Source organism: Gordonia cholesterolivorans (genome assembly GCF_039531975.1).
In the GTDB taxonomy this organism is placed as follows: Bacteria; Actinomycetota; Actinomycetes; order Mycobacteriales; family Mycobacteriaceae; genus Gordonia; species Gordonia sihwensis.
The window spans coordinates 14,633-35,716 of record NZ_BAAARB010000003.1 but is presented as its reverse complement, the minus strand read 5'-3'; the positions used below and the strand labels follow the sequence as shown (position 1 = coordinate 35,716).

At 68.3% G+C, this 21,084-nt stretch carries 21 protein-coding genes and 2 tRNA genes; 11 read left to right on the top strand and 12 right to left on the bottom strand.

Translation table 11 applies throughout. The features are described from left to right. Positions 1-30: 30 nt before the first annotated feature. Positions 31-321 carry a hypothetical protein gene (locus ABFX36_RS03535; RefSeq protein ID WP_006895498.1) on the bottom strand — a complete coding sequence of 97 codons (291 nt, stop codon included), beginning with the start codon at positions 319-321 and terminating at the stop codon, positions 31-33. A gap of 215 nt (positions 322-536) precedes the next feature. Between ABFX36_RS03535 and ABFX36_RS03530 the strand changes: the two genes are divergently transcribed. From ABFX36_RS03530 to ABFX36_RS03515, 4 genes are all read left to right on the top strand, one after another. Continuing rightward, entirely contained in the window at positions 537-1,784 is a 1,248-nt protein-coding gene (locus tag ABFX36_RS03530; RefSeq protein ID WP_062368004.1) for an MCE family protein, read from the top strand. A gap of 86 nt (positions 1,785-1,870) precedes the next feature. Next, positions 1,871-1,944 (top strand) — tRNA-Met (locus ABFX36_RS03525). 224 nt (positions 1,945-2,168) lie between these two features. Next, positions 2,169-2,242 (top strand) — tRNA-Met (locus tag ABFX36_RS03520). A gap of 70 nt (positions 2,243-2,312) precedes the next feature. Next, positions 2,313-2,888, top strand: coding sequence for a TetR/AcrR family transcriptional regulator (locus tag ABFX36_RS03515; protein WP_006895496.1), 576 nt, complete (start codon positions 2,313-2,315; stop codon positions 2,886-2,888). 24 nt (positions 2,889-2,912) lie between these two features. Here the strand turns inward: ABFX36_RS03515 and ABFX36_RS03510 are convergent, their stop codons facing one another. After that, positions 2,913-3,743: a cytochrome c biogenesis CcdA family protein gene (locus ABFX36_RS03510; protein WP_346074930.1), complete on the bottom strand. Its 831-nt coding sequence runs from the start codon at positions 3,741-3,743 to the stop codon at positions 2,913-2,915. Between the two features lie 15 nt (positions 3,744-3,758). Then, positions 3,759-4,466, bottom strand: a complete 708-nt coding sequence (locus tag ABFX36_RS03505) for a DsbA family protein (protein WP_045538995.1) — start codon at positions 4,464-4,466, stop codon at positions 3,759-3,761. Positions 4,467-4,549: 83 nt separating this feature from the next. On the opposite strand from ABFX36_RS03505, the gene ABFX36_RS03500 reads away from it, so the two are divergent. After that, on the top strand, positions 4,550-4,984 hold the full coding sequence (locus tag ABFX36_RS03500) for a hypothetical protein (protein WP_346074927.1): 435 nt from the start codon (positions 4,550-4,552) through the stop codon (positions 4,982-4,984). 37 nt (positions 4,985-5,021) lie between these two features. Here the strand turns inward: ABFX36_RS03500 and ABFX36_RS03495 are convergent, their stop codons facing one another. Together ABFX36_RS03495 and ABFX36_RS03490 are read right to left on the bottom strand one after the other, a co-directional pair. Beyond that, positions 5,022-6,389, bottom strand: coding sequence for an MBL fold metallo-hydrolase RNA specificity domain-containing protein (locus ABFX36_RS03495; RefSeq protein WP_045538993.1), 1,368 nt, complete (start codon positions 6,387-6,389; stop codon positions 5,022-5,024). Positions 6,390-6,531: 142 nt separating this feature from the next. Next, complete coding sequence (locus ABFX36_RS03490) at positions 6,532-6,855, bottom strand: transglycosylase family protein (protein ID WP_006895487.1); 324 nt, start codon at positions 6,853-6,855, stop codon at positions 6,532-6,534. A gap of 266 nt (positions 6,856-7,121) precedes the next feature. Here ABFX36_RS03490 and ABFX36_RS03485 point away from each other — a divergent pair, with 266 nt between their 5' ends. Continuing rightward, positions 7,122-8,999 (top strand): propionyl-CoA synthetase, encoded by a 1,878-nt coding sequence (locus ABFX36_RS03485; protein WP_222111170.1) that lies wholly within the window; start codon positions 7,122-7,124, stop codon positions 8,997-8,999. On the opposite strand, the gene ABFX36_RS03480 is transcribed toward ABFX36_RS03485, so the two are convergent. The 5 genes from ABFX36_RS03480 to ABFX36_RS03460 all read right to left on the bottom strand — a co-directional run bounded on the left by ABFX36_RS03480 (position 9,000) and on the right by ABFX36_RS03460 (position 15,938). Beyond that, positions 9,000-10,718 (bottom strand): lipase family protein, encoded by a 1,719-nt coding sequence (locus tag ABFX36_RS03480; RefSeq protein ID WP_346074922.1) that lies wholly within the window; start codon positions 10,716-10,718, stop codon positions 9,000-9,002. Positions 10,719-10,772: 54 nt separating this feature from the next. Further along, positions 10,773-11,396 (bottom strand): TetR/AcrR family transcriptional regulator, encoded by a 624-nt coding sequence (locus ABFX36_RS03475; RefSeq protein WP_062367805.1) that lies wholly within the window; start codon positions 11,394-11,396, stop codon positions 10,773-10,775. Between the two features lie 37 nt (positions 11,397-11,433). Next, positions 11,434-12,819 carry a lipase family protein gene (locus ABFX36_RS03470; protein ID WP_346074919.1) on the bottom strand — a complete coding sequence of 462 codons (1,386 nt, stop codon included), beginning with the start codon at positions 12,817-12,819 and terminating at the stop codon, positions 11,434-11,436. Between the two features lie 501 nt (positions 12,820-13,320). Then, the gene (locus tag ABFX36_RS03465; RefSeq protein WP_006898279.1) at positions 13,321-14,541 is read right to left on the bottom strand and encodes an acyl-CoA dehydrogenase family protein; all 1,221 of its coding nucleotides are present in this window, start codon (positions 14,539-14,541) and stop codon (positions 13,321-13,323) included. A gap of 29 nt (positions 14,542-14,570) precedes the next feature. Further along, positions 14,571-15,938: an acyl-CoA dehydrogenase family protein gene (locus ABFX36_RS03460; RefSeq protein ID WP_045538594.1), complete on the bottom strand. Its 1,368-nt coding sequence runs from the start codon at positions 15,936-15,938 to the stop codon at positions 14,571-14,573. A gap of 118 nt (positions 15,939-16,056) precedes the next feature. Here ABFX36_RS03460 and ABFX36_RS03455 point away from each other — a divergent pair, with 118 nt between their 5' ends. Continuing rightward, the gene (locus tag ABFX36_RS03455) at positions 16,057-16,716 is read left to right on the top strand and encodes an MBL fold metallo-hydrolase (protein ID WP_006898281.1); all 660 of its coding nucleotides are present in this window, start codon (positions 16,057-16,059) and stop codon (positions 16,714-16,716) included. Positions 16,717-16,748: 32 nt separating this feature from the next. Here ABFX36_RS03455 and ABFX36_RS03450 read toward each other — a convergent pair whose 3' ends face one another. Together ABFX36_RS03450 and hisN are read right to left on the bottom strand one after the other, a co-directional pair. Next, positions 16,749-17,102: a VOC family protein gene (locus ABFX36_RS03450; RefSeq protein ID WP_346074915.1), complete on the bottom strand. Its 354-nt coding sequence runs from the start codon at positions 17,100-17,102 to the stop codon at positions 16,749-16,751. 114 nt (positions 17,103-17,216) lie between these two features. Beyond that, a complete protein-coding gene (hisN, locus tag ABFX36_RS03445) occupies positions 17,217-17,975 on the bottom strand; it encodes a histidinol-phosphatase (RefSeq protein ID WP_346075156.1) in 759 nt (252 codons plus the stop codon). 129 nt (positions 17,976-18,104) lie between these two features. Between hisN and ABFX36_RS03440 the strand changes: the two genes are divergently transcribed. The 4 genes from ABFX36_RS03440 to ABFX36_RS03425 are packed head-to-tail and all read left to right on the top strand — an operon-like array spanning position 18,105 to position 21,067. After that, on the top strand, positions 18,105-18,464 hold the full coding sequence (locus tag ABFX36_RS03440; RefSeq protein WP_051999706.1) for a hypothetical protein: 360 nt from the start codon (positions 18,105-18,107) through the stop codon (positions 18,462-18,464). 42 nt (positions 18,465-18,506) lie between these two features. Beyond that, positions 18,507-19,619: a peptide chain release factor 2 gene (prfB, locus tag ABFX36_RS03435; RefSeq protein ID WP_006898285.1), complete on the top strand. Its 1,113-nt coding sequence runs from the start codon at positions 18,507-18,509 to the stop codon at positions 19,617-19,619. A 25-nt stretch (positions 19,620-19,644) separates the two neighbouring features. Then, positions 19,645-20,574, top strand: coding sequence for a mechanosensitive ion channel family protein (locus ABFX36_RS03430; RefSeq protein ID WP_045538593.1), 930 nt, complete (start codon positions 19,645-19,647; stop codon positions 20,572-20,574). After that, positions 20,564-21,067: an Rv3103c transmembrane domain-containing protein gene (locus tag ABFX36_RS03425; protein WP_006898287.1), complete on the top strand. Its 504-nt coding sequence runs from the start codon at positions 20,564-20,566 to the stop codon at positions 21,065-21,067. The genes ABFX36_RS03430 and ABFX36_RS03425 overlap by 11 nt, the downstream gene beginning before the upstream one ends. The last annotated feature ends 17 nt before the right edge of the window (positions 21,068-21,084 follow it).

Below are 21,084 nucleotides of genomic sequence, written 5' to 3'. Positions count from 1 at the left end.
ATTCTGCTCGGCAGGGCCCCGCGTCCAGGATCAGGGACGCACTTTGGCCAGATAGCGGGCGATCTCGTCGGGTGTGTTGTCGGGCATCACCGGCGAGTGATGCAGCCGCCTGACGAGGAAGGTGAAGATCATCGCGGAGAAGATCAGGCAGCCGAGTGCGAGCACTCCGTAGGTGATGTTGGTGGGCTTGTTGTCGGGGAGGTCGGCCAAGGTGATGACCCACAGTGCTGAGAAGGCGCCGCCGACCATCAACAGGACGAAGGCCACCAGGCCCATCCAGTGGTTGCCGTGGCCGCTCCTTCTGATCGAGTGATTCGCCATGACTGATCCTCCTAGCTCGTCTGATGATGAATGCCCTGGTAGAGCACCCTCTATCTACCCTCACCATAGCTCACGAGGTGACAAATATCACATGAAGAATCTGGCTAGCTCGTTTGTCACATACGGTGTCCAGGAGTCGTCGTTGCAGGTGCAACCGACTTACGCTCGGCAGGTCGGATCGTCGGGATTCCGTCAGTCGTGTAGGAAGGTCGCGAATGCCACCCCTGAGCCGTCTGGTGAAACTGCAGCTGGTCGTCGTGATTCTGCTGGGTGTCGGTGCGTCGATCTTCGCGGGCATCCGGTTCGCGCGAATGGACCAGGCGCTCGGACTCAGCGGCTATCGCGTGGTGGTGCACATGCCAGACAGCGGTGGCATCTTCCCCGAAGCCGAGGTGACGTATCGCGGGGTCCCCGCCGGTCGCGTCAGCGATATGCGCATCGTCCCCGGTGGTGTCGATGTGGAGCTGACCCTCGATTCCGGCCGGTCGTCGATTCCGGCGTCGTCGGTGGCGGCGGTCGCCAACCGGTCCGCGATCGGGGAGCAGTTCCTCGACCTCCAGCCGCCGTCGGGCGCCGGTCCGTATCTGCGCGACGGCTCGGAGATCTCTGAGGTCGAACTGCCTCCGGCGGTGCAGGACGTCGTCTCGTCGGCCATCGACCTCACCAAGACGATTCCGGTCGATTCGCTCCAATCCGTCGTTCGCGAACTCGGCAGGGCGTTCAACGGCAAGGGGGAGGATCTGTCGCGACTGGTCGATTCGCTGGACACCCTGTCGAAGGATGGACTCAAGAGTCTCGACGACACGATCGGCCTCATCAAGAACTCGAACGTCGTGCTCAAGACTCAGGACGAGCAGTCCGACGAGATCCTCGAATGGTCGCGCGGACTCGACAAGGTGTCGGCGCAGCTCGCCTCGTCCGATCCGGCTGTGCGGCGCATTCTGACCGACGGGCCCCGTGCGGCCTCTGCGCTGTCGGAGTTCCTCGACGAGAACGGGGCCGACACCACCAAGCTGATCGGGCAGCTCGGCGGCACGGTCCACGAGATCGCGCCGGCGTCCTACGTCACCGGCATGACCTTCGCGATGCTGTCGAGCCTGTCGGCCAGCAGTCACGCCACCTCGTCGCCCGACGGATCGATCCGTTTCGGCATCGTCCTGGAGACCGGCAATCCGCCGAGCTGTACTCGCGGCTACGAGTCGACGCAGGCGATGATCGCGCGGATCAAGCGTGAGAAGCCCGACTTCGACATCAACTACGACGACTTCCCGTTCAACACCGAGGTCGGGTGCACCGTGCCCGCCGGAAATCCGACCTCCGTGCGTGGCGCCGCGCGGGCACCGCTGGCGAATCCGAACATCGCGCAGCCGTGGGACGGCAACGCCAAGAAGGACCCCGACAAGCTCAATCTCAATCCGCTCGCCACCCAGCTGGCGGCGCTGATGGGCGTGCATCCGCGCTGAGCCGAGCCCTGCCGGTGGCGTCGATCACCTTGGGATTTCATCGATTTGCCTTCGCTGTCGCGGCGTGTGTAACGTAGTCGATGCAACGCGGGGTGGAGCAGCTCGGTAGCTCGCTGGGCTCATAACCCAGAGGTCGTAGGTTCAAATCCTGCCCCCGCTACTAGAAGGAAGACCCGCACCGTCACGGTGCGGGTCTTCTTGCATCCCGGGTGCGGCCACGGTAGTCGGGCTTCAACCCTTCAGCCCCCTTCAACCCCTCGACGCGACTCGACTCCGCCGCGGGGGCGGGTGGTCGAGGCGGTCTCGGGGATCGGGTACAGTGGACGAGTACGAGTTCGACGGCCAGGATTCAACATCATCGTCCTGGAAGTCGAATCTTACCGACGCGGGGTGGAGCAGCTCGGTAGCTCGCTGGGCTCATAACCCAGAGGTCGTAGGTTCAAATCCTGCCCCCGCTACCGAACCGAGGAGACCCGCACCGTGAAGGTGCGGGTCTCCTCGCATTTCACGCGGCATTAGGCTGGACGCATGCACAGTCTCGGTTCCACCCTTCCTCGCCGCGGTCTCAACGCGCGACAACTGGAGACGGTGGGAAGGCTTCTCGACGCGGGCCTGTCGCTGCTCGAGGAGTCGGCCTACGAGGATCTGACGCTTCGGCTCATCGCCGCCGGAGCGAATGTCTCGCCGGCGACCGCGTACACCTACTTCTCGTCGAAGGACCACCTGTTCGCGTCCCTGTTCTGGCGGCAGGTGGCGCAGGCCCCGGAGCCGGAGCTGTCGGGCGAGGCCGCCGACCGCCTGCACCAGACCGTCCGGTACATCGCCGACGTGGTCGGAGCGTCGCCCACGGTCGCCGAGGCGGCCACCAAGAGTCTGCTCGCCGTCGATCCGGACGTGGCGCGGATCCGCGTCGAGATCGGCACCCACTGGTACGGACTGTTCACGCGCGCCCTGGGCGAGGATGTGGACCCGGCGGTCTTGCGAACACTCATGTTCACCTTCTCCGGTGCTCTGCTGGAGGCGGGGATGGGCGTCATCACCTATGACGACCTGTTCGACCAATTGGATTCGGCGGTGACGGTGATCGCCCGCGGCAACGTCTGACCGCGGCCGCGACGTGCATGCGGTTCAGTCGGGTTGCCGCTGCCCCCGCCACCACCACACCACGACCGACGTCACGACGGCGATGATGAGCGCGATGTCGACGTCCGGGCGGGCGAGTGCCTCGGCGGCGGTCTGGAGCCGGTCGGCGACGCCGGAGCCGGCCTCGGGATCGGCCAGCCCGACGAAGCCGTCGGTGATCCAGTACGCGCAGCCCGCCGCGATGAGCAGCAGGCCGGTGAGCACCGAAGTGCTGTGCCACGACCGGCCGAGGAAGGTGAACTCGCGACCGCGCAGCAGCGCGCGGCCGCGTTCGCCGAACCGCTGCCACACGAGAGCGATCGTGAACATCGGCGCGACGATGCCGGCTCCGTAGACCGCCAACAGGACGCCGGCGCCCGCGATCGCCCCCTGAGCCGCGGCCAGCGTGAGGACGGCGCCGAGGATCGGGCCGGTGCAGAATCCAGCGGCACCGGAGGCCGCTCCGAGAAGCAGGCAGCGGACCAGGCCCGTCCGGCGTTGCGCGGCGCCCCGCAATCCCTCGATTCCGGGCACCCGGCCGGCGATGTCGAACCCCCGGCCGAACATCGCCAGCAGGCCGAACGCCACGAGTACCGCGGAGGTGAGGGCGACCACCGCCGAACGATGCTCGGCGAACAACCGACCCAGCGCACCGACGCCGATCCCGACGGGTACCAACGTCGCGACGAGGCCGAGGTAGAAGACCAGCGAATGGATCACCAGCCGCGGCCCGGAACCGGCGGTCGATGCGAAGAAGACGGGCAGGAGCAGAGCACTGCACGGGCTCAGCAGACTGAGCGCGCCGCCGACGAAGGCGGCTGCGAGTCCCACATTCATGGCTGCACGGTCACCTCAGCGTCCGGCGGCGTCGAGTTCGCTCCGCAGCTTGTCGGTGAAGACCTTCGTCGGCTGCGCCCCGAGGATCGGCTGGCCGCCGAGGATGAAGGCGGGCGTGGAATAAGTGCCCGCGGTGAAGCCGTCACTCGCCTTGTTCCGTACCGCCGACAAGACGGTGCGCGACTCGTAGTCGGTGCGGAAGCGGCCGGTGTCGAGCCTCAACTCGCCGGCGAGGGCGAGCAGTGCGTCGTCGGAGAGCGCGCTCTTCGGGCGCGGCCGGCCGTCGGCGAACAGAGCGGCATGGAACTCGCGCAGATGCCCCTGGAGCGCCGCGGAGTAGGCGGCGCGGGCGGCGCGTTCGGACTCATCGCCGAAGATGTTCATGTCCCGGAGTTCGATGCGCAGATCGCCGGCGTCGGCATAGGGCAGGAGTGCCGGGAGCGTGTCGTGCGACCACTTCGCGCAGTACGGGCACTGGTAGTCGGTGAAGACCACGAGACCGACGGGTGCGTCGACCGGACCGAAGGTCATCGGATCGGTCGGATCACGGTCCTCCCATTCCGAGCGGACCGGCGTCGATGCGGCACTGCCTGCCCGGTCGGCGGAGCCGTCGACCCCGTGCGAGGAACGGATCACCACGAAGGCGATCGCGGCGATGCCCGCCAGCACCGCGACGATCGGCACCAGCCGCGACCGGCGGAGCGATGTGCGGTCAGGGGCCATGCGTGCACCATAGCAACGACGCGGGGGCTCGGCGCCGGGAGACGGGGCGCGGCCGGGCCCGGGCGATCTGCGAGACTTGTGCGATGAATCTGGCTCTCACCGCTCAGGTGGCGCTGATCGCCGCGGGTGTCATCTTTCTGTGGGCGCTGTTGCTCGGCGTGTGGAAGTACGCCGCCATCATGCGGAGCGAGACCGGACAGGCACACGTGTACGTCGACATCGCTCACCGCGCCGCACTCATGTACTCCTTCGCCACCGCCTTGCTGGCTGCGTTCGCGCAGTTCAGCGCGTGGTCGACGGCGGTCAACATGGTCGCGCTGATCGTCGTCCTCGTCTTCTTCGTCGGTGCGATCGCGTCCTACTGCCTGCACGGACTGCGACGCGACACCACCAACCAGTTCCACCCGGCGTCGCCGTCGCTGACCGCGTCGATGGTCGCGCTGATCATCGGCGAGGTGGGCGGCAGCGCGGTGATTCTCGCGGGCTTCATCGTCGAGCAGGCCGGCACCTGGGGCTGAGTGTCCCGAGTGGCGTTCCGGTGCGATCGGCGGCGCGTCAGATCAGATCGAACGTCTGGTTCTGGTGTCCGACGGTGGTCCGCCAGCCGAGATCGTGGTCGATCCGATGCCGCATCGACTCCGTGGCGTTGGGTTCGCCGTGAACCAGGAACGTCCGGCGCGGCGCCTCGTCGAAGCCACGCATCCATCGGATGAGCTCGTCGGAGTCGGCGTGCGCCGAGAGCATGTGCAGGTTCTCCACCCGAGCGTGCACCGGCAGCCACTCGCCGTACAGCTTGAGGAAGCGTGCCCCGTCGGCCAGCGACCGCCCGCGGGTGCCGACCGCCTGATAGCCGACCAGGACCACCGTGTTCTGTGAGCCGCCGACGAATGCGGCCAGATGGTGCAGGACGCGGCCGCCGGTCGCCATCCCGCTCGCGGAGAGAATGACCTTCGGGCCGTGGTCGGCGGAGATCTGTTTGGAACGTTCGGGGTCGCGGACGTACTCGGCGATCGCGAACATCTCGTCGACGTGTGCCGCGTCGAGCCGATGCGCCGCCGGATGCGAGCGCATCAGTTCGCCTGCGTTGATCGCCATCGGGCTGTCGACGTAGACCGGCACCCGGGGCAGCAGCCCGTCCCGCTGCAGAGTCCAGAGGTGATAGAGGATCGTCTGCGTCCGACCGACCGCGAACGCGGGGATCACGACGGTGCCGCCGCGGTCGACTGTCTCGGTGATGATGCGCAGTAGTTCGGCGGCCGGGTCCGCGTGGTCTCGCACGCGATCGCCGTAGGTGGACTCGCACACGAGGTAGTCGGCCCGGGGTACCGGCTCGGGATTGAACATCAGGGGGTCGTCGTACCGGCCGAGGTCGCCGCTGAACGCGACGGTGACGCCGCCCCACTCCACCTCGACGGTGGCGGCGCCGAGGATGTGGCCGGCGCCGCGGAACAGCGCTCGGACCTCGCGGGTGGGGGAGAACGACTTGTCCGTGGCGCGCGTGTGGAACTGGGCTATGGTCTGTTCGACGTCGGTGACGTCGTAGAGCGGCCGTGCCGGGGAGTGCCGCGTGGCCCGGTGCTTGTTGGCCAGCATCGCGTCGCGTTCCTGCAGATGGGCGGAGTCGCGGAGGATGATGTCGGCCACGTCGCGCGTGGCGGGGGTCGAATAGATCGGACCGCGGAAGCCGTCGCGGATCAGGCGCGGCAGGTATCCGGTGTGGTCGAGATGAGCGTGGGTGACGATCACCGCATCGAGTGCCTGCGGATCCACCGGCAGCGAGCGCCAGTTGGTCTCGCGCAGGTTCTTGATGCCCTGGAAGAGCCCGCAGTCGACGAGGATCATCCTCCCGTCGCGCTCGAGGAGATGCTTGGAACCGGTGACGGTTCCCGCCGCTCCGAGGCTGGTGAACGAGAGCGTCGACATCCGGTGGCCTCCTCTGATCGCCTTCACCCGAGCCTAGGCCGTGCCGGCCGCGTGGGTCGGGCGACACCGCGAGGCCGGTCGCTGCGACAGCGACCGGCCTCGTCGGAGAGCGCGGTTCCCCGGTTGAGGGGTGCGGGCGTACTTAGAGGTACGCGCCGCAGACCGGCCAGGCGCCGGGGCCCTGGGTGGCGAGCACGTTCTCCGCGACGCGGATCTGCTCCTCGCGGGACGCGTTGTTCGCGCTGCCGGTGCCGCCGTTGGCCTCCCAGGTGGACTGCGAGAACTGCAGACCGCCGTAGTAGCCGTTGCCGGTGTTGATCGACCAGTCGCCGCCGCTCTCGCACTGAGCGACCGCGTCCCAGTTGTGGCCGGTGTCGGCCGAGGCGACGCCGGCGGCCAGGGTCAGCGGGGCGATGGTCAGGGCGCCGGCGATCGCGGCGCGGGTTGCGAGCTTGGTAAGGCTCATCAGGCATTCCTCCTTGGGCGCAGCCCTCGAAAACGGGCTGCGTTCGTGGACGGAAGAGACGCTACGTCGTGAAAAACGTGAGGTCACACCGCGAAGCTGTGGTCGGAGACACAATCCGCTTGCTCTTGCAAGCGTGTAATTCTCAGCAAGATCCCAGGTGGGAGCGAGGATTCCGCTGTTATCTTTCCGTGATAAATCCGAGACCAAGTGTGACCGAGTCCACGCTGCAGAAGTGACTCCGGTCACCGGATTGCTACCGTTGTCCAATGGCCACCTACGCAGAAGTCTTCGCCCGCAGCATCGACGATCCCGACGGATTCTGGCTCGACGCGGCGGCGGGCATCGACTGGATCAGTCCGCCGACCAAGGCTCTCGACGATTCCCAGCCGCCGATCTACCGATGGTTCCCCGATGCCACGCTCAATACCTCGGCGAACGCGCTCGACCGTCATGTCTCGGCGGGCCGCGGCGATCGTGACGCGCTCGTCTGGGACTCCGCAATGGTGGGCGAGAAGCGGACGTACACCTATGCCGAACTGCTCGCCGAGGTGTCCCGCTTCGCGGGAGTGCTCGCCGCGCAGGGCGTGGCCAAGGGCGATCGCGTCATCGTCTACATGCCGATGATCCCGGAGGCCGCGATCGCGATGCTCGCCTGCGCGCGGATCGGAGCCGTGCACTCGGTGGTGTTCGGCGGGTTCGCCGCACCGGAGTTGGCCACGCGCATCGACGACGCCGAGCCGGTCGCGATCGTCACCGCGTCGGGTGGACTGGAGCCGGGCCGGACCGTCGAGTATCTGCCGATGGTGCGGGATGCGCTGGCGATCGCGGTGTCGGCGCCGGAGACGGTGATCGTGAAGGACCGACCGCAGGTGGCCGGATCGGCGGGGGACTACGGGTGGCTCGACTGGGACCAGCAGATGGCGACCGCGCGCCCGGCCGACGCCGTCGAGGTGGCCGCGACCGACCCGCTCTACATCCTGTACACGTCGGGAACCACGGGGAAGCCCAAGGGCGTGGTGCGCGACAACGGCGGTCACGCGGTGGCGCTGCACTGGTCGATGCGCAACGTGTACGGGGTGTCGCCCGACGACGTGTGGTGGACGGCCTCCGACGTCGGCTGGGTGGTGGGCCACTCGTACATCGTCTACGGTCCGTTGCTGCTCGGAGCGACGACGGTGATGTACGAGGGCAAGCCGGTCGGGACACCCGACGCGGGGGCGTTCTGGCGCGTCATCTCCGAACACGGAGCGTCGGCGCTGTTCACCGCTCCGACGGCGATCCGCGCGATCCGCAAGGCCGATCCCGAGGCCGCTGAACTGGCCCAGTACGACATGTCGCGGTTCAAGACCCTCTTCGCGGCGGGCGAGCGACTCGATCCCGACACGTTCGAATGGGCCTCGGAGAAGCTCGGCGTCCCGGTGGTGGACCACTGGTGGCAGACCGAGACCGGCTGGGCGATAGTGGCCAATCTGCGTGGACTCGAACCCATGCCGCTCAAGCCCGGGACTGCCACGGTCCCGGTCCCCGGGTACGACGTGCAGGTCGTCGACGCCGATGGCCGCCGTCTCGGACCCAACGCCGAGGGCAACATCGTCGTGAAGCTGCCGATGCCGCCCGGCACGCTCGCGGGGCTGTGGGGCGACGAGGAGCGGTTCCGTTCCTCATACCTCAAGGCGTTCCCCGGCTACTACCTGACCGGCGACTCCGGCTACATCGATGAGAACGGGTACGTCTACGTGCTGGGACGATCGGATGACGTCATCAATGTCGCCGGGCACCGGCTCTCCACCGGGAGCATCGAAGCGGTGGTCGCCGCGCATCCGGCCGTCGCGGAGTGCGCGGTGGTCGGCATTCACGACGACCTCAAGGGACAGCGGCCGAGCGGATACGTGGTGCTCAAGGCCGGTGCCGACATCGACGAGGACCGTCTCCGCGCCGAACTGGTGCAGATGGTCCGCGACGAGATCGGCGCCGTCGCCACCTTCCGCGACGTCACGGTCGTCCAGGCTCTGCCGAAGACCCGGTCGGGCAAGATCCTGCGTAAGACCATGCGGCAGATCGTGGACGGTGAGGAGTACGCGGTGCCCTCGACCATCGAGGACCTCTCAGTGCTCGAGGCCCTGGTGGATCAACTCGGGCACTGATCACGCCGGATGCGGTGCCGGGCAGTTCGGTGTCGGGGCCGCACCCGCGAAACGGTCCTGCGTCCAGGCGATGAGCGACCCGACGGCGGGCGAGTCGTCGTCGATGAGCGTCATGTGCCCGAGCCCCGGGTAGGTGCGGTATTCGAGATCGCTGCCCGCGGCGCATTGGTCGGTGACGTACTCGTTCTGCGACGCCGGCGCGATCACCTCGTCCGACAGTCCCTGGGCGATGAGCGTGGGCCGCGGCAGCCGCGCGCTCGGCGTGTTCTCGGCGAGTCGTGCGCCCAGCGGACCGGACGTCGGGGTGCGCGTGTAGAAGTCGTGGCCGAGAATGAGCGCCTCGGCGAGCGAGACGGGCATCGTGGGCGACCACAGACAGCGCGCCGCCATTCCGCGCATCGGGAGGCGGGCCTGCGTCTTGATGTAGTCGGCGTAGCGGACGTCCGGGTAGGTGCGGGTGTACGCGTCCATCACATAGGACGCCAGCAACGCGCCGCCCGCCATCGTCTCCAGCCCGGAGGCGAGAGCCCGCAGATTCGATGCCGGTGCGAGCGCCGCGGTGGCGATCACGCCGGCGTCGGGTGCGTACGACGGAGCCAGCAGTTCGGTCCACAGTGCAGCGTGTCCGCCCTGGGAATGGCCCCACACCACCGTCGACCGAGTCAATGACGCCCCGGGCAGCGCGCGGGCGGCCCGGATCGAGTCCAGTACCGAGCGCGCCTCACCCCGGCCGATCACATACGGCGACGGTCCCGGAGTACCCATCCCGATGTAGTCGGCGGCCACCAGCGCCCAGCCCCGCCCGACCACTTCGTTCAGGCCCGGCAGGTGTGCCAGCGGTGTCGAGGTCATCGACGGGGCGCAGTTCTCGGCGACGCCGGACGTCCCGTGGGCCCACGCGATCAGCGAGTGCGGACCGGGACCGTCCGGAACGACGACGAGACCGCTCGCCAGTGCGGGCCGGTCGCCGCGCAGGGTGGAGTAGAGGATGCGCCATGCGTGAGCGCCCGGCGGGATGCCCGCGGCGGTCGGCTCCGACTTCAACAGGGTCCCCGGCCGCACGCCGGCGGGAAGCTCGGCTCGATAGAACGGGCCGGGTTCCTCAGCGGTGCCGCGGACGACGAATGTCGCGATCACCAGCGGCACGGCGACGATCGTCGCGACCGCTGCCGCGGCCGTCCGCAGCGCGATTCTCGCGGTCCGCTCCCGGCCGGGTTCGGCCGCGGCGGTCCGGCCGCGGATGCCGACGAGCAGCTCGGCCGCACCGCGCCACACCAGCGCCAGCCCGACGGCCTCGACGACGATGAAGATGCTCACACCCGGCCACGACACGGCGAGCACAGCGGTGGCGATACCGGCTGCGCCGAACAGCACGTCGGCGAACCACGCGGGGCCGCGGCGCGCGGCGCGCACCCATCGGCCCACGCCCCACACCGCGAGTGCGATCGCCGCGGCCACCGCGATACCGAAGATCGACAGACTCCGCCAGATCAGCAGCACGGCACCGACCAGCGGCAGCAGGACTGCGACGGCGAGCCGGAGCGGTTCCCGGCGAGTCTGGGGTTCGATGAGGTCGACGAGTCCGGCCACGATCAAGCCGATCGCCAGTGCGGCGGCGGTCCACGGCACGCTCGCGAACGGGCGGAGCACCAGCAGGACGCCGACGGCGATGGATGCCAGAGCGAGGAGCAGGCGCCCGGCTCTGGCGGCAGTGGTCATCTCATCAGCGTAGGAGGCACTGTGCGGCGCGGAGAGGTTTCGACGCGAGCCCGCTCAGCCCAGAACACCGGGTCGGAGCAGCGTGCGCATCACCCGGAGGGTGTCCTCGGTGGTCAGGTCGGCTGATCGCACCTGCTCGACGATCACGGCGTTCACCGCGCCGATGAAGCCGGTCCACAGCAGCGGGTCGGGCCTCGCGGTGAGCAATCCGCGCTCGGCGCCCGCCGCGCTGATCGCGTCGAGCGAGGCACCCCACCGGGTCCGGCGCTCGGCGCGGTGTTCCTCGAACTCCGCGCTCACACCCACTGCCTCGACGAAGCAGATTCGGGTGAGCCGAGGGTCCGCGCCGAAGAATTCGACGAATGCCCGGATCCCTGCGTCGAACACCGCCTCGATCTCCGCGGCGGTCTCGAGTGACCGTTCGACGGCTTCGATGACGGCCGTGCTCGCCGCGTCCTCGGTCTCGTCGTAGACCGTGCGGAGCAGATGCTCGCGGTCGCCGAACTCCTCGTAGAACTGTCGGGATGACAGAGCGGCGTGCCGACAGACCGCTGACACGGACGTCGCCGCGTAGCCGTCGGTGCCGAACAGCGCGATCGCCGAATCACAGAAGCGTCGACGCCGATCTCGGCGACGGTCGTGCATCGACTGGCCGCGATAGAGCCTGGGTTCGGTCACCGGTCCAGGCTAGCGGTCGAGCCCGGACCGGATGCCGCTAGCGCTCCGCGCCCAGAGGTTTGCCGAACAGCGCCGCCAGCCCGGCGCCCACCGCTGCCGAGAACGTCGGCCACCATCGCGGCCGCGACGTCATGGTGAGGTCGTCACTGGTCCGGCAACCCTGTGCGGCCGGCTTGCCGTCGAGCCGATCCTTCAGCCACAACAGTGCCAGCGGCGCACCGGAGACCTCGGCGATGAGATGTTCCGACAGGTGGTCGCGGGTGTAGGTCACCTGAGCACCCGGGCGGCGGCAGTACTGACCGACGAGCCGATCCACCTGGCCCACGGGGATGATCTCGTCGAGGGCGGAGTTCCACATGTACATGGGCATGTCGGGCAGGCTCTTGCCCATCCGGGTGTCGTCGAAGACCCGACGCACGGCGGGTGCCCGCAGCGCGCCGCCCGGTGCGCGGATGAACCCGATGTTGTTCAGGAACGGGAAGGTCGCCGCCTGATACTGCACGCAGAGGGGACCCTTGAGTGCCAGCACCGCCCGGCCGAGCGGGTCGAGGTGAGAGTTCATGAAGGTGCGGAAGTAGTCGTACTCGCGGGTGAGTCCGACCACCGCGCCGAGCACGAGGCCGCTGGTCACGTTGCTCTGCGCGGCTTTGAGGACCACCTCGAGATCCGCGGGGACTCCCCCTTCTGCGGCGCCCACGATGTTCAGTTCGGGGGCGTACGTCTTCTTGAGTTCAGCGGTGTGCCCGGTGACGATGGCGCCGCCGGAATAGCCGTACAGGCCGATGGGTGAGGCATCGGTGATCGACGACGGCGCGAATCGCTTGGCGGCACGGAGACTGTCGAGGGTGATGCGGGCACCGAGTGGACCGGCGCCGTAAGCGTGGTTGGGGCCTTCGTGGTCAGGAAGCACCACCGCGTACCCCTGGTTCAGAAAGCCCTGGGCGATGAGCAGTTCGGCGGGAGCGACCACCTGACCCAGAAGGGGGCCGGCGTTGAGGTGCTGGACGGCGTACGACGTCGCGCAGTAGCCGGCGGTCGAATCCTCGGCGATCTGCATGGAGACGACCTTGCGCGGGCCGGTCGTGGTGCCGCGCGGCTTGAGGATCGTGGTGACCGCGGGGATCGCCCGGCCGCGGGTGTCGGTGGACCGGAAGGTGAGCTGCCACGCGTCCACGTTGATGGGAGCGACTCCGAAGTTCGCGGGGGTGATCCGCCGGGCACGCAAGATCTCACCCGGAGCGGCGGCGGCGACTTCCCGGGCCGGAGGTCGGTAGAAGGCGGGGTCGAGCTCTTGTGGCAGTGGAACGAGCGGCGCCTGCGTCACGGCCGGGTCGGCGTGGGCGGGCGCGACCGGTGTCCCCGCCGCTGTCGCGACGACGGCCACGGCGCTCAGCGCAGCGGCGAGGAATGTGCGTGTTCTCAATTCGACCCCCGTGTGAAACGTTCTTATTTCAAAAGTTTCGCTGAGAGTACACGGGGGTTGCCCAGATCACAATGGATCGTCGGGAAGTGGGAGGTCACCGGGGCGGGTGAGAGGTCGGTGGGCGGTCTCGATGCGCGTCGTCACTTCGTTCCTCCGCTTACTCGACGGTCCTGCAGGGTGGAGTGGTGGGTGGACGTGTGTGGGTAGGCGGTCTCGATGCGCATCGTCACTTCGTTCCTCCGCTTACTCGACGGACCTGCAGGGTGGTGCTTACTCGACGGTCCTGCAGGGTGGTGCTTACTCGACGGACCTGCAGGGTGGTGCTTACTCGACGAGCCGGCGGGGCGGTGCCTAGTCGAGGGGCCGGCGGGGTCGCGGGGGCGGCCTGGGGACGGGTCAGGGGCGGGGGATTCGCTCGGAGCCCTCGATGAGGACGCCGCGGCGTGAATCCCCCGCCCCTGATCGTGCGACGGGAATCCAGAGCCTACGGGCTCGGCCTGATCACTTCAGTTCGGCACTGCTCTTCCCGAGAATGCGCCGGGCGATGATCAGCTGCTGAATCTGCTGCGTTCCCTCGAAGATGTCGAGGATCTTCGAGTCGCGCGCCCACTTCTCGAGCAGGGTGCGCTCGGAGTAGCCGTAGGTGGACGCGAGTTCGACGGCCTTGTTGGTGACGTCGGTGCCGGTGCGGCCCGCCTTGGCCTTCGACATCGACGCCTCCAGCGAGTTCGGCATCTTGTTGTCGGCCATCCACGCGGCGCGGATCGCGAGCAGGTATGCGGCCTCGTAGTCGGACTCCATGCGGATGAACTCCGCCACCGCGGCCGGCTGGTCGGCGGCCGGACGGTCGTAGTCGATTTCGAGGCCGGCCTCCTCGAGGAGCTTGCGGAGTTCCTCGAGTGCGGCGCGCGCGACGCCGACAGCCATCGCGGCGACCATCGGCCGCGTGTTGTCGAAGGTCTGCATGACCCCGCCGAAGCCCTTCTTGACGTCCACCTCCGGCGAACCGAGCAGGTTGGTGGCGGGAATCCGGCAGTCCTCGAAGCGGATCACGGCGGTGTCGGACGCGCGGATGCCGAGCTTGTGTTCGAGCCGGACGATGGTGACGCCCGGGTTGTCCCGAGGGACGACGAAGCTCTTGATGGCCGCGCGCCCCAGGCTGCGGTCCACCGAGGCCCACACCACGATGTGGGTGGCGCGCGAACCCGCGGTCACGAAGATCTTCTCGCCGTTGATGACGTACTCGTCGCCGTCGCGCGTCGCGGTGGTGGTCACCGCGGCCGAGTCGGAACCGAAGCTCGGCTCGGTGATGGCCATCGACGCCCAGACCTCGCCGCCGAAGCTCTCGATCTGTTCGTCGGTGGCGACAGCGGCGATGGCCGCGTTGCCCAGTCCCTGATACGGGATCGAGAGCATGAGCCCCACGTCGCCGTACGACGCCCACATGGCGTTGAGGACCGACTGCATGTTGCCGCCGTTGGCGTTGTAGCCCTCCGGTCGCTGCTTGTTGGCGTCGCCGCGACCACCCGCGGCGCCCGCACCGGCCTGGCCGGCGGCGGCGAGACCGTTGTAGAGGTTCGCCAGAGTGTCCAGCTCCACCGGGTACTCGTGCTCGGCGAGGTCGTACTTGCGCGAGATGGGCCGGAAGATCTCCAGCGCCGCATCGCGCGCCTGCTCCACCGTGGGCTGCAGCTTCTTGGGCAGTTCGAGATTGATTGCCATGATGTCGACTCCTGAAACTCGTCTCGCCGTCAGAGAACGACGATGCCCTCGCCGATGCCCGCGCCGCGCAGGTCGCGGTACCACCGCTCCACCGGGTGCTCCTTGGTGAAGCCGTGGCCGCCGAGCAGCTGCACGCCGTCGAGGCCGATCTGAAGGCCCTTATCGATGGTGAGCTTGCGCGCCAGCGCCGCCTCGCGGGCGAACGACAGACCCTGCTCCGCACGCGAGGCGCCGCGGAGGGTCACCAGTCGCAGGCCGTCGAGTTCGGTCGCCATGTTCGCGACCATGAACGCCACCGCCTGGCGGTTCGAGATCGGCTCGCCGAAGGCCTCGCGCTCGTTGACGTAGGGGATCACGTAGTCGAGCATCGCCTTCGCGGTGCCGGCGGCCAGTGCCGACCAGCCCAGGCGCGACAGGCGCACCACGTCGCGGTACGCGGCCGCCGCGTCGTCTCCCTCGACCTCGCCGAGGAGAGCCGTGGCGGGAACGGCCACGTCGTCGAGCAGCAGCCGCCCCATTCCGGCTGCGCGCAGGCCCATGCCCGGATCGGCTTCGATCACCAGACCCTGGCTGTCGGACTCGACGATGAACAGGGCCGGACGGCCGTCGAGCTGCGCGCCGACGATGAACAGTTCCGCGCTGCCTGCCGCGGGGACGAACGACTTCACGCCGGAGAGGCGGAACCCGCTCGGCACGCGCTTGGCCTTGGTCTGCAGGTCGAAGGCGTCGAACAGCGGGCGCGGCTCGGCGATGACGACCGCGGACGACGGTACGTTCTCGCCCGCGAAGTCGGGAAGGTAGGTGCGCTGCTGGCCGTCGCTGCCGAAGTTGGTCAGGGTGGTCGCGACGCCGCTCGGCGCCAGAAGGGGCAGGGCCAGTCCCATGTCGCCGTACGCCATGGCCTCGGCGACGAGCGCGTTGGTGACCACACCGCGTTCGGTGGCGGCTCCGTCGAAGGCCTCCGGAACGTTGATCATCGTGATGCCGAGTTCCGCCGAGCGCTTCAGGATGTCCTCGGGAGTGGTGGCGGCGTTGTCGGCGTCGTATGCCGCCGGCCGCAGGATCTCGGTGGAGAAGTCGCGGACGGTCTCCGCGATCATCTCCTGCTCTTCGTCGGGGTTGAGGTTGAAGAAGCCCTTCGACGAGGTGACCGGACGCTCCGGCTTTCCGCTGCTCGCGACCTGGGTGAACGCGCGGTTGGCCGCTCCGAGGGTCTTGAATCCGGTCTTGGTGGCGTGGAAGGCCACCCGGTTGATCGGCTCGCGCAGGTGGTACTTCTCGGCGATGTCGGAGCCCGTGATGGTCGTGAGCAGGCGCATGGCCGCACCGATCGGAGTGCGCTTGTGCGGCTGCGCGCCGACGGACGAGGTGTCGCGGGGTTCGGTGTTCGTGGTCATTTCCTCACCAGATTCTCGAAGCGGATTGTCGCGATGGAGTTCTTACTCCGTAGTAAGGAGTTACCTTACTCCTCGGTAAGAAGGTTGTCACGACTCCGGCACGACTATCGTCGGAGCCATGCGCATCACCCATTTCGGCCACTCCTGCGTACTGCTCGAGATCGATCGCACCCGGGTGCTCTTCGACCCCGGAAACCTCTCGTCGGGATTCGAGACGCTGACCGGGCTGGACGCGATTCTCATCACCCATCAGCACCCCGACCATGCGGATCCGGCGCGGCTGCCCGCGCTGGTCGACGCCAATCCGCAGGCGGTCCGTTACGCCGATCCGCAGACCGCGGCCCAACTGAACGAGAAGCGGGACGCCGGCCAGTGGTCGGTGATGGCGGCGGGGGAGCAGACGCGAATCGGTGCGCTGACCGTCCGCGGCACCGGCGGCAGACACGCCGTGATCCACCCGGATCTGCCGGTGGTCGACAACATCGCGTACGTGGTGGACGCCGCCGACCGTCCCGGCGCCTTCATGCACCCCGGCGACAGCCTGTACATCCCGTTCGAGCGGATCGACGTTCTGGCCCTGCCCGCGGCCGCGCCGTGGCTCAAGCTCAGCGAGCCCGTCGACTACCTGCGCGCGGTCGCGCCGCGGCGGGCCTTCCCGATCCACCAGGCCGTCCTGTCCGATGCCGGCCGTGCCATTCACAATGCGCGGATCGACGAGATGAAGCCGACGGGCACCGAGTTCTCCGTGCTGGAGTCCGGGGTGCCCGTCGAACTGTGACCGCCGCCGCAGCCTGAATCACCGCCGCGTGGTCACTGTTTCGGCAACGGACTGTAGAAGACCAGCCCGTTGCCCTTGTTGTCGTAGACCACCGCACGCCGCTCGTGCGCGTCGTTGTACGCCTGGGTGACGATGCCGCCGCCGCTCGCTTCGACGGCTTTCGCGGCCGCGTCGACGTCGTCGGTCTTGATGCCGACCACCACCTGACCGTGGATCGGGTGGTCGACGGCCGTCGCGAGTGCGACGGCGACTCCGCCGCCGTCGAGGGCGGCGAAGTGTGCGCCGTCGCGGAACTTCAGAGCCATTCCCAGCGTCTCGCTGTAGAACTTGATCGATTCGTCGAGATCGTCGGTCGACAGGACGATCATCTTCACTTCGTTGCTCATGGCGCCTCCGCATTCAGTTCTCGGAGCGGAATGTCGCTCCATCGCGGAGGCTACCGGCGACTTCCTTGTGCCGCAGGAGTATTCCGGCGCGAATGCGGAGTCACGCGCGGAGGATCACGTCCCCAGGGCTGCCAGAGTCTCCCGCTGCAGCAGACCGTTCGTGGCCACGGCGCTTCCGCCGCCCGGGCCGGGCCTGCCGCCCAGATCGGTGAACTCGCCGCCCGCCTCGCGTACCAGGACATCGAGTGCCGCGAGATCCCACAGGGAGACCTCCGGTTCGGCGGCGATGTCCACTGCGCCCTCGGCGACGAGGCAGTAGTTGAAGAAGTCGCCGTAGCCGCGCACGCGCCAGACGCTGTCGGTGAGCGCGATGAATCGGTCGCGGATGCCGCGGTCGGCCCAGCCGGACAGGCTGGAGAAGGCCAACGACGCCGAGCCGAGGTCGTCGACCTTCGACACCGAGATCGGCCTGGGCTCGCCGCCGTCGAGCGACGCGAAGGCGCCGCCGCCCGCCGCCGCCCACCAGCGCCGGTTCAACGCAGGCGCACTCACCACGCCGACCGACGGCACGCCGTCCACGAGCAGGGCGATGAGCGTGGCCCAGACGGGAACGCCGCGGACGAAGTTCTTGGTGCCGTCGATCGGATCCACCACCCATTGCCGCCCGGTGAGCAGCGGGTCGCCGCCGAACTCCTCGCCGAGCACGGCGTCGGCGGGTCGGGCCTGGGCGATGCGGTCGCGGATCATCCGTTCGCACGCGAGGTCGGCGTCCGACACCGGGGTGAGATCGGGCTTCGAGTCGACGTGCAGATCGAGGGCGCCGAAGCGGGAGAGCGTGAGGTCGTCGGCTGCATCGGCCAGATCGAGTGCCATCTGAAGATCTGCGCCGTGACCGGCGTCCGAGAGGGTAGCCACGGCATCCGAGGCTAGCACCGGTGGCCGATGCGTCCGGCCGTGCGACATCCGTCTCTTCCCGATGCCGTCCGGCGGTACTCTCGGGCCATGCCTGTGTGGATCAGCGTCGTGTTCATCCTGATCGTCGCGACGTCGCTCGTCGCGATGCTGATGCAGCGCCGTGGGCGCCGGATGTTCGGAGGCGGCGTCGACGCGGCCTCCGGCTATGTGGAGGGCACGCTCACGGTGACCGGGCTCGGCAGGCAGAACGAGCCCGACAAGAACGGGAGCCGGTACTGCACCATCAGCGGCACCATCATCGGCCCGCAGATCGCTCCCACCGAGGTGTACGGCACTCAGGTGCTCGGCGCCGACGACGTCGCGCCGACGGTGGGCGCGTCGATGCCCGTGGTGTACCGGCCCGGCAAGGTCGACTCCACGTGGCGGTTCGGCGTGCTCGGCGACTGACCGCGGTCGGGCGTCCGCGGCCAGAGGGTAACCTGGTTCCTCGTGCACCCCGATGTCTCCGCTGATCTCGAATCGCTCGACGCCACCCTGACGACCGTCGAGAAGGTGATGGACCTCGACGAGCTCCGTCGCCGAATCGACGAGCTCGAGATGCAGGCTTCCGACCCCGACCTGTGGAACGACCAGGAGCACGCGCAGAGCGTCACCTCCGAGCTGTCGCACGCGCAGTCCGAACTCCGCCGGGTCAGCGAGCTCCGGTCGCGCCTCGACGATCTCCCGGTGCTGTACGAGCTCGCGGAGGCGGAGGAGGGCGACTCGGCCGTCGCGGCTCTCGAGGACGCGGAGACCGAGCGAGCGGACCTGCGCCGCGACATCGAGGCCATGGAGGTCAAGACCATGCTCGCGGGCGAGTACGACCCCCGCGAGGCGCTGGTGAACATCCGCTCCGGTGCGGGCGGAGTGGATGCGGCGGACTGGGCGCAGATGCTGATGCGCATGTACATCCGGTGGGCCGAGCAGCACGGGCATCCGGTCGAGGTGTACGACACCTCGTACGCGGAGGAAGCGGGCCTCAAGTCCGCGACCTTCGCCGTCAAGGCGCCGTACATGTACGGAACGCTGTCGGTGGAGCAGGGCACCCACCGCCTGGTGCGGATCAGTCCGTTCGACAACCAGGGCCGCAGGCAGACCTCGTTCGCCGAGGTCGAGGTGTTGCCGGTGGTCGAGACCACCGACCACATCGACATCGACGAGAACGACGTGCGGGTGGACGTGTACCGCTCGTCCGGCCCGGGCGGACAGTCGGTCAACACCACCGACTCCGCGGTGCGGCTGACGCACGTCCCGACGGGCATCGTCGTGACATGTCAGAATGAGAAGAGCCAGCTGCAGAACAAGGTCGCCGCGATGCGCGTGCTGCAGGCCAAACTCCTCGAACGCAAGCGTCTGGAGGAGCGTGCGCAGATGGACGCGCTCAAGAGCGACACCGGCGCCAGCTGGGGCAATCAGATGCGCTCGTACGTGCTTCACCCCTACCAGATGGTGAAGGACCTGCGAACGAACGTGGAAAGCAACAACCCGTCTGCGGTGCTCGACGGTGATCTCGATCAGTTCATCGAAGCGGGCATCCGCTGGCGGATGAACGAAGGCGAGTGATCGTATCGATTCCGTTCCCACCTACCTGGTAGATCGGCTCGGGCTGCCGAGCTGGCTGCAGTCCTGGGAGAAGTGGCTCGCAGTCGACTTCGTCGGCATCCTGCTCTGGATCATCGGCGGGATCCTGGTCATCCGGTTCTTCCGATGGGGTGCCGGCCGGTACAGCAAGCGGGTGCTGCGGCAGTTCGAGTCCAGCGACGACATCGTGCAGTCCGAGGACATGAAGCACCGGCGGGCACTGGTGGACGTCGTGACCTGGACGTTGGTAGCGCTCACCGTTGCCGCGGTCACGATGCACATCCTGGGGATGTGGGTCGCGAAGAGCAGCCTCGTGGGGCTGAGCGCGGTGGTCGGTGCGGCGCTGGGCTTCGGCGCGCAGCGCGTGGTGCAGGATCTGCTGGCCGGCTTCTTCATCATCGCCGAGCATCAGTACGGCTACGGCGACGTCGTCAACCTCTCGGTGACCGGCGGCCTCGAAGCCGAGGGCACCGTCGAGGATGTGACGCTCCGCGTCACCCGACTCCGGAACACGGACGGCGAACTGCTCATCGTGCCGAACGGTCAGATGATCAAGGCCGCGAACCTGTCGAAGGACTGGGCGCGGTCGGTGGTCGACGTGCCGGTGCCGCTCGACGCCGACATCAACGAGGTCAACACGGTCCTGCGCGAGGTGGGACAGACCTTCTACGACAACCCGCGGTGGAACCGGTTGCTGCTCGACGCGCCGACCCCGCTGGGCATCACCAACCTCGAACTCGACTCGGCGACCGTCCGGATGGTGGCGCGGACGCTTCCCGGCCAGCAGTTCGAGATCGGCCGCGCGCTGCGCGGCGACATCATCTACGGCCTCGCGCGCCACGGGATCTTCGTCCAATCGGTGCAGCAGCAGTCGGCGGTCAAGACCGCCGGGGACGAGGCCGCCCAGACCGGAGGCGGGGTGAGCGATGAGCACTGAGGAACGGCCGGCCGACACCGCCGCTCACACGACCGTCGCCGAGGCCGCCGCAGCTCCCGAGCCGTCGGCGATCGTGAAACTCGCGCGGCGCATGCGGCACGTCTATCACACGCGCATTCGGACGACCACCGTCGTCCTGATCCTCATATGGTTCGCGCTGCTCGGCTTCTACGGGTTCAGTTCCGAGCACTACGCCACCGAGCCGAGGGTCCCGCAGGGCACGCAGGTGCAGCAGCCTGTCGAGCCGACGACGTCGCAGCCCAGCTACACCTCGCAGACCCCCACGTCCTCGACCGTCGAGTCGTCGACCGAACCGACGCAGACCGAGACTCCCACCACGGAGACCGGACGGGGCACCGAGGGCACCGGCCGTCAGACCGGGCGGGCCACGCCGAGCACGCCGGCCGGGGAGCAACAGCAGCAGCAACTGCCGCAGGCGCCGAATGGAACCGTGCAGCCGACCTCCCAGCCCGGAGCCAGTGCGGGCGAGTAGTCCTGACCGGTCAGTAC